Annotated in this window: 17 protein-coding genes and 1 other RNA gene; 7 read left to right on the top strand and 11 right to left on the bottom strand. The window is 33.0% G+C overall.

The genetic code is table 11. From position 1 onward, the window contains the following. The first annotated feature begins 18 nt into the window (after positions 1–18). From BWZ20_RS05225 to BWZ20_RS05215, 3 genes are all read left to right on the top strand, one after another. Complete coding sequence (locus BWZ20_RS05225; RefSeq protein WP_232217143.1) at positions 19–1,242, top strand: DUF2254 domain-containing protein; 1,224 nt, start codon at positions 19–21, stop codon at positions 1,240–1,242. A 115-nt stretch (positions 1,243–1,357) separates the two neighbouring features. Next, positions 1,358–1,645: a hypothetical protein gene (locus BWZ20_RS05220; protein ID WP_076617267.1), complete on the top strand. Its 288-nt coding sequence runs from the start codon at positions 1,358–1,360 to the stop codon at positions 1,643–1,645. A gap of 184 nt (positions 1,646–1,829) precedes the next feature. After that, complete coding sequence (locus BWZ20_RS05215) at positions 1,830–2,690, top strand: mechanosensitive ion channel family protein (RefSeq protein ID WP_076617265.1); 861 nt, start codon at positions 1,830–1,832, stop codon at positions 2,688–2,690. Between the two features lie 356 nt (positions 2,691–3,046). On the opposite strand, the gene ssrA is transcribed toward BWZ20_RS05215, so the two are convergent. Beyond that, positions 3,047–3,444, bottom strand: a transfer-messenger RNA (tmRNA) gene (gene ssrA / locus BWZ20_RS05210). Positions 3,445–3,812: 368 nt separating this feature from the next. Here ssrA and BWZ20_RS05205 point away from each other — a divergent pair. Beyond that, entirely contained in the window at positions 3,813–4,025 is a 213-nt protein-coding gene (locus tag BWZ20_RS05205; protein WP_076617262.1) for a DUF2945 domain-containing protein, read from the top strand. Positions 4,026–4,194: 169 nt separating this feature from the next. Further along, a complete protein-coding gene (locus BWZ20_RS05200) occupies positions 4,195–5,400 on the top strand; it encodes an NAD(P)-dependent oxidoreductase (RefSeq protein ID WP_076617259.1) in 1,206 nt (401 codons plus the stop codon). A 53-nt stretch (positions 5,401–5,453) separates the two neighbouring features. On the opposite strand, the gene BWZ20_RS05195 is transcribed toward BWZ20_RS05200, so the two are convergent. The 8 genes from BWZ20_RS05195 to BWZ20_RS05160 form a co-directional block, all read right to left on the bottom strand. Beyond that, positions 5,454–7,340: a TlpA disulfide reductase family protein gene (locus BWZ20_RS05195; RefSeq protein ID WP_076617256.1), complete on the bottom strand. Its 1,887-nt coding sequence runs from the start codon at positions 7,338–7,340 to the stop codon at positions 5,454–5,456. A gap of 362 nt (positions 7,341–7,702) precedes the next feature. Continuing rightward, positions 7,703–8,128, bottom strand: a complete 426-nt coding sequence (locus tag BWZ20_RS05190) for a DUF2809 domain-containing protein (RefSeq protein ID WP_083677155.1) — start codon at positions 8,126–8,128, stop codon at positions 7,703–7,705. Positions 8,129–8,264: 136 nt separating this feature from the next. Then, positions 8,265–8,879, bottom strand: coding sequence for a vancomycin high temperature exclusion protein (locus tag BWZ20_RS05185; RefSeq protein WP_076617251.1), 615 nt, complete (start codon positions 8,877–8,879; stop codon positions 8,265–8,267). Positions 8,880–9,028: 149 nt separating this feature from the next. Beyond that, positions 9,029–9,547 carry a Coq4 family protein gene (locus BWZ20_RS05180; protein ID WP_076617249.1) on the bottom strand — a complete coding sequence of 173 codons (519 nt, stop codon included), beginning with the start codon at positions 9,545–9,547 and terminating at the stop codon, positions 9,029–9,031. Further along, the gene (locus BWZ20_RS05175; RefSeq protein WP_076617246.1) at positions 9,544–9,861 is read right to left on the bottom strand and encodes a hypothetical protein; all 318 of its coding nucleotides are present in this window, start codon (positions 9,859–9,861) and stop codon (positions 9,544–9,546) included. Before BWZ20_RS05175 ends, BWZ20_RS05180 begins: the two co-directional genes overlap by 4 nt. Before the next feature lies 1 nt (position 9,862). After that, entirely contained in the window at positions 9,863–11,248 is a 1,386-nt protein-coding gene (locus BWZ20_RS05170; RefSeq protein ID WP_076617243.1) for a DUF4153 domain-containing protein, read from the bottom strand. An 81-nt stretch (positions 11,249–11,329) separates the two neighbouring features. Continuing rightward, entirely contained in the window at positions 11,330–11,623 is a 294-nt protein-coding gene (locus BWZ20_RS05165) for a winged helix-turn-helix domain-containing protein (protein ID WP_076617240.1), read from the bottom strand. A 51-nt stretch (positions 11,624–11,674) separates the two neighbouring features. Continuing rightward, positions 11,675–12,286 (bottom strand): hypothetical protein, encoded by a 612-nt coding sequence (locus BWZ20_RS05160; protein WP_076617237.1) that lies wholly within the window; start codon positions 12,284–12,286, stop codon positions 11,675–11,677. A gap of 110 nt (positions 12,287–12,396) precedes the next feature. Between BWZ20_RS05160 and BWZ20_RS05155 the strand changes: the two genes are divergently transcribed. Continuing rightward, entirely contained in the window at positions 12,397–12,750 is a 354-nt protein-coding gene (locus BWZ20_RS05155) for a hypothetical protein (protein WP_083677153.1), read from the top strand. On the opposite strand, the gene BWZ20_RS05150 is transcribed toward BWZ20_RS05155, so the two are convergent. Further along, positions 12,747–13,685, bottom strand: a complete 939-nt coding sequence (locus tag BWZ20_RS05150) for a transglutaminase domain-containing protein (RefSeq protein ID WP_076617234.1) — start codon at positions 13,683–13,685, stop codon at positions 12,747–12,749. The genes BWZ20_RS05155 and BWZ20_RS05150 overlap by 4 nt on opposite strands. A 31-nt stretch (positions 13,686–13,716) precedes the next feature. Here BWZ20_RS05150 and BWZ20_RS05145 point away from each other — a divergent pair, with 31 nt between their 5' ends. Continuing rightward, positions 13,717–14,115, top strand: a complete 399-nt coding sequence (locus BWZ20_RS05145) for a DUF1801 domain-containing protein (RefSeq protein WP_076617232.1) — start codon at positions 13,717–13,719, stop codon at positions 14,113–14,115. On the opposite strand, the gene kdsA is transcribed toward BWZ20_RS05145, so the two are convergent. Beyond that, the gene (gene kdsA / locus BWZ20_RS05140; protein ID WP_198034980.1) at positions 14,098–14,901 is read right to left on the bottom strand and encodes a 3-deoxy-8-phosphooctulonate synthase; all 804 of its coding nucleotides are present in this window, start codon (positions 14,899–14,901) and stop codon (positions 14,098–14,100) included. The genes BWZ20_RS05145 and kdsA overlap by 18 nt on opposite strands. Positions 14,902–14,920 lie beyond the last annotated feature (19 nt).

Raw genomic sequence — 14,920 nt, 5'->3', positions numbered from 1 at the left:
CTTTTGGCTAACATTTTAATGGCTATTTTATTTATCTATATTGATAGGGAATACCCTTTAAAACCAGAAGGTATCTTAAACCTCATATTCTCAGAAAACCCAGAGTCTGGTCGCAACGTGTTATCGTTAATATCTGGTAGTATGGCTGGTATAGCAGGCACTGTATTTTCTATAACACTTGTTGTGTTACAATTAGCTACATCGCAGTTAGGACCTCGATTACTGAAAAACTTTATGTACCAACGCATCAATCAGGTTGTCCTTGGTCAATATTTAGGATTATATATGTATTGTATAATAGTAATTAACGCTATTAGGGATGGAAGTGAGTTCTCTTTTATTCCAAACCAATCTATACTCGTAGCAATTATATTTACCATTATGAATGTATTTTTACTTATTCTTTACATTCATAGTGTAAGTACAAATATTCAACCAAGTAAAGTTATTGATCGGCTGGGTAAGAATTTGAAATTAAAATCTGATCAACTGTATCCAGATTTAAACTCAGGAATAGAAGAAAGCTTTACAAAAACGTTTAATGAAGGTCTTTATTATACACAATCTATAAAAACATTAAAGCATGGCTATATTCAATATTTTGATTTAGAAGCACTTGTAAAATTTTCAGAAGCTAATAACTGTATTATTAAAATTTTAGAAAAACCAGGTGCGTATACCATAAAACATCAAGCTGTTTTAGAGGTGTTAAGTAAGACTGAAATGTTATTAAGCCAAGATAAAATAGAAACGCTGAACAGTTGCTACGAGGTTTTTAGAAGTAAGTCACTGTTTCAAGATACAGAATTTGCTATTCTTCAAATTGTTGAAATTGCTTCTAGAGCTTTATCTCCTGGTATTAACGACCCTTATACTGCCATAAACTGTATAGATCAGTTAACAGCTTCGCTAAGCGTATTGGCAAATGCAGATGTGCCACAGCGCTTTGTAACAAATAACCCAGATGAGCTGCGCCTTATAGTACCTCGTACAGATTTTAAAGGGTTTTTGGAAACTGCATTTAATGATATACTCCAATTTGGCGCTAACACACCTGCAATAATTTATAGACTCATGGCGTCTATCGATAAACTCATAAAGTCCGATGATTCTAAACTACACCATACGGTTTTAAAAGAATATGCTCGTCGTATTCTTCAAACGGCAGAGCATCACTTTAAACTTAAACAAGATCTTAATAAACTTCAGGTAATGTATAAGAATCTAAATTTTTATATTTAACAACTGTTAACACTAATTAACTGTTTATTAATATGATAAATAAAATTTAACACTTATTTTCGTACAAGAATTTTAATACAATTTGCAATAATTTTTTAACACTAAATATTTCAACATGACTAAAGAAGAATTTAAAGCCCATGCCAAAAAATCTATGGATGAAGTCTCTGCAAAGATAAATGAGTTAAAAGCGCAAAAAGAGTCAGCCCAAGAAGAGGCTAAAGATCAAATGGACGAAACCATAAAAAGCTTAGAATCTAAAAAAGCAGATCTGGAAAAAAAATGGAACGAACTAGAGAACTCGGCAGAGGATAATTGGGAAAATGCTAAAGATGCATTTTCATCAGCAGCGGATGGCGTTAAGAATAGTTTTAACGATTTAAAATCTAAATTTAACAGCTAATAGGCATAATTATATAATTAATCTAGGGTGTCAACATTATGTTTGGTGACACCCTAATATTTTTTAAGAGTTGTTATCTTAAAAAAAATCAACACACTCAATTTATTTAAAAGTTGCTGCAACTAATCTAACGCAATAAGTTGGCAACAAAACTCATTTCCAGTAAATATTTTATTTTTCCATTATGCAAATACAAGACACCTTAGAGTCCTCATGGGATAAACTTTCAGAAAAACTTTCGAGTTGGGTAGATACTGTAGTTTTAAATTTACCAAATCTACTCATTGCTATTGTAGTTTTTATTATATTTTACTGGCTATCTGGCCAGACCGATAATTTTATAAATAGGTTATTAAAAAAACGAATTAAACAGCCTTCAATTAGAGGACTTGTTGCCAAAATACTATCAGTAATTATTTTGTTTTTAGGTCTTATTCTTGGCTTATCTGTCATGAATTTAGACGATGCACTCAATACAATATTAGCAAGTGCAGGTGTTGCAGGTCTTGCTGTAAGCTTAGCGCTGCAAGGCACGCTGTCTAATACATTATCAGGATTTTATTTAGCGTTAAACGACGTCATTAAGGTAGGTAACTGGGTAGAAACCAACGGATTTAGCGGAGAAGTTATGGAAATAACGCTTAGAAACACTAAAGTAAAAGAAGCCGATAACAACATAGTTGTAATACCAAACAAACAAATTGTAGAGAATCCTTTTAAAAATTACGCACTTACTTCTCGTATTAGAACTACCATCACCTGTGGTGTAGCGTACGACTCTAACCTAAGAGAAGTAAAGAAAATTGCCATTGATGCTATAGAAGCAACGTTTCCACCCAACAAAGACGAAGAAATAGAAATGTACTTTAATGAGTTTGGCGATAGCTCTATAAATTTTATGTTGCGCTTTTGGGTTGATGCTACAAAAAATTTAACAGCAATACAGGTAAAAAGTGAAGCTATAATGACATTAAAAGAGGCTTTTGATAAGCATGGCATCGACATACCTTTCCCAATAAGAACACTAATTCAAAAACAGAATTAAAAATTATACAAAAACATAATTAAAAAAACTCAGTAAGTTGTAACTACTGAGTTTTTTTAATTTATAGCCGTAACAAGATTTCTTTTTAAAGGAGCTAGAGTTGTTAATTTTATTTTGGCTAATAGCTTTAAAGCTATCGATCAATAGCTTGCATTTGCAAAACAAATGTCTTAATACACATCACTGATAGGGAGCATAATGGATTCGGAGAGATTAACTCTATTAGCCTCTAATGTCTTCCATCCTCCAAATGCAACTTTTTATGCCTTCAGTCCAACGCTTTTAAACAACAAAGCTCAATCAAATATAACTTGATGAGCTTATTATGTTTAAAAACCCAACAAAGTTGGACTTTAATGTGGAGTCGGAGAGAATCGAACTCTCGTCCAAACAAGTAACCAAAGGGCTTTCTACACGTTTAGTCTTTTCTTATTTTTTCGATGCAAAGCTGGCTAAAGACAGCCTACTTTACACTTAGCTTTTTAATCTCAAAAGGGCATCAAAGCACTACCCAATCTTGGTCAATTTTTACGATGCCTCTAAAAAGAACGCCATTAACCAAGGCTTTCTGGAGACATTTAGCCTTCCTACCTTGTAGGAATGTAGCTTAAAATCTTACTATAATTCAGATTAAGCAGCTAAAGCGTAGTTATTCTCGCCGTTTAAAATTTGGTCTAGCCTTTTACGTGTATCAAAACCATTACACGACGTGCTTACCATTTAATTAATCTCGCTGTCAAAACCAGTCGACCCCTTAATGAGATAGCAAAACTATGTTTTGCGTTATCGAATTAACCCTGAACTTGTTTCAGGGACTCATCGTTAAATGATAAAATAATTTGGGCGTTACTCTACTACGTTAAACTTCATAGAGTCGGGCTGTCCGCTGTATCTTTTTTACTTGTTCTCGATACATTTCACTCAAAAGCGAAACACTCGAACTGACGTAAAAAAGGATGCCGCTTCCATCCCTAACGCACCTACCAATGAACAGTAACCATTGCCCAAAGGTGTGCGAAATTACTAAAATTATTAAATCAAAAGCCATACCAAGACTATTTTATCAAAGCATTAAGAAAAAATGTCAGTATTAATATCTATTTTCAAACAAAACAGATTATAATGATACAAAAAGGAGCAACAGTAAAGTGGAAATGGGGAAACGGAACAGCCAAAGGCGAGGTGCAAGAAACCTACACAGAAAAAGTAACAAAAACCATTAAGGGTAGCAAAGTAACGCGAGATGGTAAAACTGGCGATAAAGCACTGTACATTAAGCAAGATGATGGCGATTACGTACTAAAAAGTGAAAGTGAAGTAGAACGCGCAGATTGATTTGTAAACACCTTTAAATAAACTTATTTTCGTGCAAAATTATCCCAGATTTAGAATTTGGACAAAATATTATATTTCTGTCATTTCGAGCGTAGTCGAGAAATCTTTAGTTAATAATTAAATACATTTCAACTGTGCTCAATGTGACAACTTTAAAGTTATAATAAGTATGAAATTCGCGATTATAAAAGAACGTAAAAATCCACCAGACAGACGTGTTGTATTCTCACCAGAAACCTTAGCAGAAGCCAGAGAAAAGTTTCCAGAAGCTGAGTTTGTTGTAGAATCTTCAGATATACGTGTGTTTCCAGATGAGGCTTATGCCAAATTAGGATTTACAGTAACAGATGATGTGTCTGATGCAGATGTGATGATTGGTGTAAAGGAAGTCCCAGTTGAGAATTTAATTCCGAATAAAAAGTACTTCTATTTTTCACATACCATTAAAAAGCAGCCATACAACCGAAAGTTGCTAAAAGCAATGCTAGAGAAAAATATAGAAATGTACGACCACGAAACCATAGTTAAGCAGAGTGGAGCGCGTTTAATTGGTTTTGGGCGTTATGCTGGTTTGGTTGGTGCATACAACGGTTTTAGAGCTTTAGGACTTAGAGACGGATTATTTAATCTGCCAAAAGTTGAAACACTTGCTGACTTGGAAGAAGTAAAAGCTGAATTGGATAAAATCACAATTCCAAATATAAAAATATTACTCACTGGAACCGGAAAAGTAGCGTATGGAGCTAAAGAAATTTTAGATCATTTGGGAATAAAAGAAGTAAGCGATGCTTTATATCTAACATCTGAATTTACAGAGCCTGTTTACGTCATGGCAGATGTAATGGAATACGCCAAACGTAAGGATGGTAAAGTTGGAAATAAGCAACAGTTCTACAAAGACCCAACAGGTTACGAGAGTAATTTTATGCCTTACGCTAAACAAACGGATTATTTTATAGCTGGTCATTTTTATGGTAATAATGCACCTTATTTGTTTACAAGAGAAGACGCCAAGCATCCAGATTTTAGAATTAATTTAGTAGCTGATGTGTCTTGCGATATTGATGGTCCTGTGGCTTCAACCATTCGTCCTTCGACCATAGCAGACCCATTTTATGGTTACAATCCTCAAACCGAACAAGAAGTTGCTTTTGATGCTAAAGGTGCTATTACGGTTATGGCAGTAGATAACTTGCCTTGTGAATTGCCAAAAGATGCCAGCGAAGGTTTTGGAGAAACCTTTGTAGAGCATGTTATACCAGCTTTTTTTAATAATGACGAACGAGGTATTTTAAAGCGTGCAAAAATTACAACTGCAGATGGTAAGTTGACAGAGCGTTTTAAATATCTACAGGATTATGTGGATGGAAAATAACAAAAGTGAGCTTTTTTATATAAACTCACTTTTGTTATTTATCTCTAACTAAATTAAGGGTTAGTTTTTAGTAACGCTACCATGGCATCTATCTCGCTCACAATTTTTTCTGCTGAGCCACTATAGCCAACAGATTTAAATTTTATCTTTCCACTAGGGCCAATTATAATTTTGGTTGGTATCCCAGAAATTTTATAAGCATTGGCCACCTTATATTTAGTGCTGTTTTCTTCCTTAGGGTCAATGAGAACATTAAAATTATAATCATTATCCTCAATGAATTTGGCAACATCTTTAAGCCTTGTTTCACCATCTTCAAAGGTGTCAACGAAGAAAAATTCTACATTTTCGTTGTCTTTGTATTTATCCACTACTTTTTGCATACCTGGAAAGGACTGTATACAAGGGCCACACCATGTTGCCCAAAAATCGAGCACTACAGTTTTTCCTACAAGAGATGATAGGGTTATCTCTTCACCATCTAAATTTTTTAATGTAAAATCAATAGCGTCCTCGTCTAATAATGTTTTTCTTAAGTTATCAAGTTCCTTTTGTTTGGCTTTTGCCTCTAAGTCGGCAATAAGAGTTTCGGGATTAGTTTTATTGTCAGATTTTGATAGGGCCTCCTTAAAATAAGTTTTGAGTTTAGCTGTACTATTGCCCTCTTCTATGTACGTTTTAGCAATTTCTATGGCTTTATCGTATTGTTGATCTGCTACTAAAAATTCAATATAACGCTCATTCATTTCGGGATTAGAATTTTTGCTTACAGCTTTAGCTTGATATTTGATAGCCGCTTTAAGATCTCCTTTTTTAAAAGCTAACAAGGCGTATGTATCTGCATACATATTATAGCTGTTTTCTAGGCTATTTTTGTATTGGTTAGGGCTGTAATAATCTGGTTTTTCTTTGAGTTCTTTTTGTTCTGCTTCGATTAAGCTAAGAGATTTTAGAGATAGCTCTGATGCAATTTCAAGATTTTGGCCCTTTTCTGCATTGGGCCATGCAATGGAATTGAACAATGAAGCTTTGTCCGTATTGTTTTTCATTAAGGCGGTATAGTTGTAAAAAGCTTCGGTATTCCCTTTATTGAAATGTTCCATAGCTAATGCTCTAACAATATAATTTGCATAATCAGAATTTAATATTCTGTCCTTATTAGACGCAAAGAGGGCTTCTTTGGTGCTTAGTTCTTTGGCCTCGAAAAACGCATCAATTTTTGATCTTAGGGCCAAATCGCTTTCTGGATACTTTTTAGAAACAAAACTAATAATACTATCTGCTTTAGCTTTGTCTCTTAAAGCTCTATAGGTATTAGATAGAGCTTCATAATCTTTGAGTGTCATTTCTGTTTTAGATGAATAATGAGAAATGTAGTTGTTACCAATAGTTTTACCTTTGTCTATATCAACTTCATTGGCTAAATAAATATGATTTTGATACCAATTATCAATTAACCTAGGATTGGTTTCTAGAGTTTCATCTAAGGTGTTTAATATTTCTTTTGGGTCACTTTCTAAACCAAATTGCTCACCGTAGGTCATGGTGTAATACGCTAAAGAAGCCTGAGAATCTGAAATGAGATTTCCGCTTTTATCTTTCACCTTAAACAAAAAGCCTTTTTTATTGTTATGATTATATTTATTATCAATTTTGAAATTAAATGCAACTCCAGAAATACTATCTGCAATAGTTATGGTTGCTTTGTTTTCTACAAATGTTAAGTCATCTGGAAACGCTTTGTTGTGCTGTATTTTATGGTAAAAACTATTTTCTAAGTTTCCGGTGCCAACATATGTTATAGTAAAAGGTTCATTTTGAGTGATTTCTTTTGAAGAGAAGTTAAAGTCACCAATAGTGATACCATTTTCAACTTTTTTTTCACTTTTACATGATACAAAAGTGACGATTACTGATAGTACTAAAATTATTTTTTTCATAATGAAATTGGTTTTAGTTGTTAGATTGAAGTCTAAATGCTTAAAGCTTAAAAGATTATTACAGATAAAGTTAGTTAAAACGATTTATTGTCTTAGTCATTAAATGTTAAAATGTAATGTGCTTTAACAGATCTGCCTCTTAATTATTGTCTTCTACAGCGTTTTAAACTTTAATGGTATGAGTATTTTTATTAGTTCCATATGTTATTGTTTACACGTCAGTTCGAGTGGTTTTAATCTCGAAGATATTCGTGATTAAAATTGTATCGAGAACAAGTTTGGTAGAATTTACTTCTCGATAGTTCTACTGAGCACTTCTGCTATACTCAGTGTGACACTTGTCGAAGTGCTAATTTTATTCATTAGCAATCATAACATTCACTCGAAGTGACACTTTTTTTTAATTGTAAATAGTATTCTATGATTAAAACTGTTGAAATTCCTAAGGTGTAAGCTACTAAGTCTCCAAATTGAAACGTGCTTCCAAATATGAGATTTGCAGCTGTACTGTTTTCTAAATTAAAGTAGGCTAAGAATGAAGTGAGTTGAAGCAACTCTATACCATAAGCAATAAAGAGGACGACCAAAGCTGAGGCCCTCACACTCATATTGGTACATCCTCTAAATATTGCGTATAGTAAAATAACCACGAGATAGTCGCCAAAGGTGTAGCGAATAAATCCGGTTTTTATAATAAAGGCTATGGCGAGCTCAATTAAAAATAGTGCGTGTGCCAATGCTAAATAGTATTTGTTGAATTGAAGTTTCATAGATAATATTACTTGCATAATTAATGGAATTGACTAAAAATGCCTCAACTGTCATTTCGAGCGTAGTCGAGAAATCTCATCATTTTGTTAAAGACATTTTTTAACCATTGCTCAATGTGACAGTCCATGATTTATGTTTTTGAGACAGTTACTTTCATTGAATTGAGATTTTTTCTCCTAAAAATTTGGGTTGTACGTTAAAAACTAAGTCTAAACTAGCTTTAGAGCGTGCTAAGTATTCTCGAAAACTTGCCTTGTAAACATCTTTGGCATTAAAACCTACAGCATCAATACCAAAATGTTTTGCAATGTATACAGCACGTTGATTGTGGAATTTCTGTGAAATAACAGTGAAATTGGTTTGCCCAAAAATTTCTTTGGCTCTCACAACAGAATCTAAAGTTCTAAAACCTGCATAGTCCAAAAAGATTCTATCTTCAGGAATACCTTTGGCTATTAAATCATTCTTAAAATCGGAAGGCTCGTTGTAATCTTTTCTGCTATTATCGCCACTTACCAAAATGTATTCGATTTTTCCTGACTTATAAAGCATTACTGCGGCATCAATTCGATATTTATAGAATAGATTAATAGTTCCGCTTGCTGCATATTTTCCAGTGCCAAGTAACAACCCAACTTTGTTTTTCGGTATGTCGTTTACACTATCATAAACTTGATGTCTGGTTTTAAAACTCATCCAGTGATAAGTGCCAAAAATTCCTAAGCAGATAGTTATTATAATTAGTACTATTATTCTGAACGTTTTCATATTGATTTATTACTTTTAATTCTACACTCCTAAAGTCCCCTCAAAGGGACATTTTCCCATGTTTATTTTAGGACTGTCCCCTTGATGGGACTTGAAGGAGTATTCTTCAATATTTATCATAGTATTAAATTTCACGAATAGATGATTTGTCATGATTGGATGAGGTTTAAATTGTACAATTCAGGTTTAGAAAAAATAGTTTTTCTAAAATCTTCAATAGAAACATGTAATAGTTTTTTATAATCGAAATGATGAAAAGGATTAGCGCTCTTACCAGTTTTATAAGATTTGTAATAGTATGCATAATAATCTGGTAGGATAGTAACACCAAGTATAATGGCTCCATATAAATAAAGACTTCGCTTTCCATTGCCATAGCACAGACATTGTAGTGCAATTTCATCTTCAACATTTGTACTGTAACCGCATAGTACATGGTAGCAATCATGACGTTCTACTTTAGGAATCAGTTCAAAATTATTTTTATTTAAAAAATCTCCTAAGTGCCTTCCAAAAGATGGTTTGGGCATTTTTAATAAATCGGATTTTGAGATATGCCATGATTCGTGATGCTTAAATAGCCTTGTATAGATGCGTTGGGAATTTTCAAACAACCAAATGATGAGTTGTTTTCTGAGGTACTTTATTGTTTTAAATAGGTTGTTCATGGTAGATGGGTTTGATTTGGTTCAACGGCAAAAGTTTTTTTATAAGTTTTAATTTTTCTTCTCCAGAGAAATAGGGCTAAAAAATAGACTGATGAGACATAGTATATAACAATTGGTTCTTTGTTGAAAGCAACAATGAATGCCAAACAAATCGATGTTAAGGTAATGATGTAGTAAGGGAAACAGCGTTTAAATATTTGCATAGCATCAGTTGATGTACTGAAGGACCAAAACACACAAGCAATACTGATTCTTATTATTGTATAAGTTGCCAACAAAATAAATGATATACCAAAAATTAGTAATACAATCATGTTACCTGCGGTTTAGTTTTAAGTTATCGTATTGAAGCTCTTGCCAAGAATTAGTATATAGTTCCATAGTGTAGTTTTTATACTTTTCCTCAATGCGATAAATACTTTTGTTTTCAATTCCTTTAGTTTCTATTTTTTCTTTTAATAGTAAGGTGTTGTTGTCGGACAAGTCAATCAGATAATTAATATCCATGGATTTAGCATAATTAAAATTGTAGTTGGTAATATGGTAATCCCAATTAATCATTGCTGCGATAACCAATACAACAAATGCAGCCTTAGTATTTAATCGAAACAAATACCAAATGTTTTTTGTTTTGTCGATTTTTATAAGTGTAGTAACAAGTCCTGTTAAGGTTAAAATAAGGTAGACTAAAACACCAATACGTTTATAGGTTAACCCAAAATAATAGATATATTGACTATTTTTTACTGCAATGCTTAGCACCAATATTACGTTAAGAATGATCCATGTGAAGGCTAAGTTTTTTACCGTCTTATTCTCTTTGTAAAAATTAAGATTACCTCTAAAAACATAAAGCAGAATAATTATTGCAATAACTATAGATGCAATTAAAGCATTAATGCCGCTATGCACCTGATTTGAGAAAACCGAACCGCGAACTTCTTCGTTTGTTAAGATAAAAGTGATATCTGTTATTAGAAAAATTACAATAAGCACGTTGAGTAAGGCTATTAGAATGATGCCTAGCTGGTTTTCTTGTTTTAAAATTGGAATTGAAAAATCTTTTGTTTTAAATAGAAGGTTACCAGTTTTTAAGTCCTGTGATGTAGCAGGCTCTACTACAATTGGGTTGTGAATGTTTAAAAATAAATAGTAGCCAAGACCTGCAAATAACAACCATTGAATGTTGATGAAACCAAAATCAATCTTTTCAATAAGTTCATTAAAAATTGGGTTTCCGTTTTGGTACAAACCAATGAATATGATGACAATCGCTGCAGGAATTAAAACGATTTTAGCTAAATGAACATAATCAATTTCTTTTTGTGATTCTACTGTTTGCTTGGCCTCGTTTACTGTGAAATTTCGGTGAAATAATCCTGCAATAGTTGTGTATAATCCATTGAGCCAGTTGACATAAATAGATGATTTATGTTGAGACAATAATCCAATGAGTGTAAAGAACGATATACTATTTGCGATAATAGCAAGCGCAGAGTCATGAAAAAAGACTGCAAGTCCTGTAGCAAGATAAATGCCAGCATAGCCTATGTTCTTTTTGCTCTTAAAATCGTCAGTATTATTTATGGCAAGAATAATGACAGATAGCAAGCTGAATAAAAAAAGGTTAAGCCCAATTTGCTTATCGTAAAACAAAATGCTAAAGCATAGTGCTGAGGCGATTAGAATAAATTGTTTCATAGTTTTGATTAATTAAAAGTACTTTGAAAAACAAAGTAAAATGATAAAAAAATATGCGTCGTATTGAGCGCAGTCGAAATATTATGTCTTTTTTATAAGCTTTTCTAAAGCTTCAATATGTTTTTTAAATTCGGCTTTGCCGAGTTTAGTGGCACTGTATCTGGTATTTGGTTTACGACCAATAAATTGTTTTTCAACTAATATGTATTCTGCATTTTCTAATGCTTTTGTATGACTTGCCAAGTTACCATCCGTAGCACCTAGTAATTCTTTTAATGTATTAAAATCAGCATACTCATTAACCATGAGAATGGACATAATACCTAGCCGGATTCTATGGTCAAAAAGCTTATTTATGTTTGAAATAATATTCAAGGTACAAGATTTAATGTAAAGTTACTGAAAACTGTGAATGGCAACTGTAAACTACTTCCTATCATACTTAAAATGCATCCAAGTGCCGTAGACAATATGCATTATTCCAAATCCTATTACCCAAAGCCAAAATCCATAACCAGGATAATAACTTGCAATTAACCCAAGTGCGATTTGAATATATCCCAAATATCTAATATCTCCCAAACTATACTTTGAGGCACTTACCAAAGCTAAACCATAAAATATGAGCATTAAACCACCAGTTTGTCCATAACGTCCTTGGTCTAAAATAATGAGGCAATATATACCACCAACTACAAGCGGTATTAAAAAGTTGAGTAGGAGCCTACGCGATGAGTTATCCCAAATTTTTTCATTGTTTTGTCTCGCTTTGCGTGTTGTAAGTATAACACCAGTTATAACACTCAAAATTGCAATCATTGCCAGTACTGCCATACAGGTCCAAAATACCCAACCATGAAAAATATAAAGAAGACCTCCGCTATGATTTATAACTAACCAATAGGCAACAGCAGCACCAATTAAAGCGTATATTCCTGCTAAAATACCAGATAAGCCACTTAATGATATGAAGCGAGACGATTTATTCATTAAATCTTTAATCTCGCTAATGTCTTTTAGATAGTCTTCGTTGCTCATAATTAAAAGTACTTTGAAATACAAAGTAATTAAATTTATTTGGTTTTAACAAAACAATTTTAGAAGATATTAACTAAATTTATATTTTAAGCACTTATAATTAAAGCGTTATGATAGAACTGCTTTTAGCAATAGCCAATATTTCAGGTGGTATACTACTTGGACTAGCGACGTTAGATAAATGGGATGGTGAGAGCAATTTTTTTAATAAAATCGCTGGGTTTTTAGCTCCATTTCAAACAGCTATAGGGCTTGGATTAGTCATTTTGGCCATATTAGAATTCTGGGATGGTTTATTATTTAACATTGTGAGCATCTTGGGTGGTATACTATTGTTAACCCAAGCTTTTGGAAAAGTACCATCTTTGGAAACCAGTCTTAGAAAATTATCGGAAAAACTAATGCCGTTTAAGGCTGTAATTGGTATCGGTTTAATTGTAATTGGTTTAATTCAATTGTTTTAAATGATTTTAAAAGCTAAACAGGCGTGGCTATCAGCATAAATAATTAGCTCCTTACCATTATCATAGTTGTATGGTATTTCGGCAATATGTTTGTCTCCTTTTTTAATTAAAGTAATTGGCTCTAGGTTTAAAGAAGCTTCTGTATATTGATAATAATAAAGTTTATCGGAATTTATTGAATCAAATACGATTTTGAGGGTTTTGCTAGACTTTAGTGTACCTACCATCTTTGATAATTTTAAATCAGAGTTGTAAAATCCTGAATGGATGATTGGTGAATAAAAAAAAGCTAGGATTGATATAGGCTTCTTTATTAGTTGCCATTTTTTATCGTCGGGAAAATGACTCCACACTAAATGCTCTGGCTCTATGAGAAAATATACATCGTTAAAATCAAAATGATTTGGTTTATTTTCTTCGTTTCCCGTTGACCACGTGGCATCAATAAGTTGCCATTTCTTGTTTAGATATACTGCATTCCAAGCATGGTTTTCTTCATTTTTTACCTTGCCAATTTCCTTAATATCTGTTTTGGCATAGCCATCAATGACTTCGCACTTTATTTCTAATGCTTTTAAAGTGTATTTTAATAATTGCGCATAACCCTCGCAGACAGCTTTTTTATCCTTAAGAACATTAGCTGCGTATTTCATCTGAATTTTTTCAAGTTCACTATCATCATTATAATGATACCCGCTAACCCTAACGCTATTAGCGCTATCGTAGTCGTACATAATATTATTAGCTATCCAGAAATAAGCAGCTCTTACCTTCTCTAAATCGGTTTTAAAGTCTAACTCTATTTTGCTCGTAAATGTTTCAATAGAGTCAAAATTATTTGGATACGTGGCTACTACAGAATCAATTTTAGCAAAGTCCTGAGCTAAGCTAAGTTGCACTGAAAGCAGAAATAAGATTAGTAAATATGTTTTCATATTGCTAAATTAGACAAAAATTATTCCAATTTTGAATCCAGCAGAAGCCTACATTCTAAAACAAGAAGAACCTTATAAATCTATCTTGTTACAACTTCAGGCCATTATAGGAGCTGTTGCACCCAGTGCAGAGTTATTGTACAAATGGCGCATTCCGTTTTACTATAATAACGGTATTCCTATTTGTTTTTTGAACCAGTCCAAAGACTATGTAGATTTAGCCTTTTGGCATTTTGAAAAATTAGAAAAATATACCGAATATTTTATTGATACTAATAGAAAATCTGTTCGTTCATTGCGTTACAAATCTGTAGACGATATTAATGATGAGGTAATAGTCTATGTGCTGGAAAAACAATTAGAGATTAATACGAATCCCTTCAAGCTTATTCTGGGTAAGAAAAAAAGTAACTTAAAAACTAGAAACTAATTTTCTTATAGCTACTAAATTTGTCAGCAACCCTTCAAGATTATCTAAATGTAACATATTAGCACCATCACTTTTAGCATTAGCAGGATCAAAATGTGTTTCTATAAATAATCCATCTACATTATTTACCACACCAGCTCTTGCAATGGTCTCTATCATATCTGGTCGTCCACCAGTAACTCCAACAGTTTGGTTAGGTTGCTGTAGAGAATGTGTTACATCCAAAACCGTGGGTGCGTACTGACGCATTGTTGGTATACCTCTAAAATCTACAATCATATCTTGGTACCCAAACATAGTGCCTCTATCGGTAATCCAAGCTTTATCGCTGCCAGAATCTTTTACTTTTTGTACAGCGTGTTTCATAGACTCAGGACTCATAAACTGCCCTTTCTTAAGGTTTACAACCTTACCTGTTTTAGCAGCCGCAACAACTAAATCTGTTTGTCTCACTAAAAAAGCAGGAATTTGTAAAACATCAACATATTCAGCAGCTTTAGCAGCATCAGAAACTTCATGGATGTCTGTTACAGTTGGGATATTGAAAGTTTCCGAAACTTTCTTCAATATTTTTAAGGCTTTTTCATCTCCAATACCTGTAAAACTATCAATCCTACTACGATTAGCTTTTTTAAAACTACCTTTAAATACGTAAGGTATTTCTAGTTTGTCAGTAATCGAAACTACCTTTTCAGCAATACGCAATGCCATATCTTCACCTTCAATAGCGCAAGGGCCACAAAGCAAAAAGAAGTTATCAGAATCTGTGTGTTTTAATTGTGGAATAGTTATCAAGGCTTAAGAC

The organism is Winogradskyella sp. J14-2, from assembly GCF_001971725.1.
Classification (GTDB): Bacteria; Bacteroidota; Bacteroidia; order Flavobacteriales; family Flavobacteriaceae; genus Winogradskyella.
The sequence above is the reverse complement of the archived record's forward strand: the minus strand, read 5'-3'. Positions and strand labels throughout refer to the sequence as shown.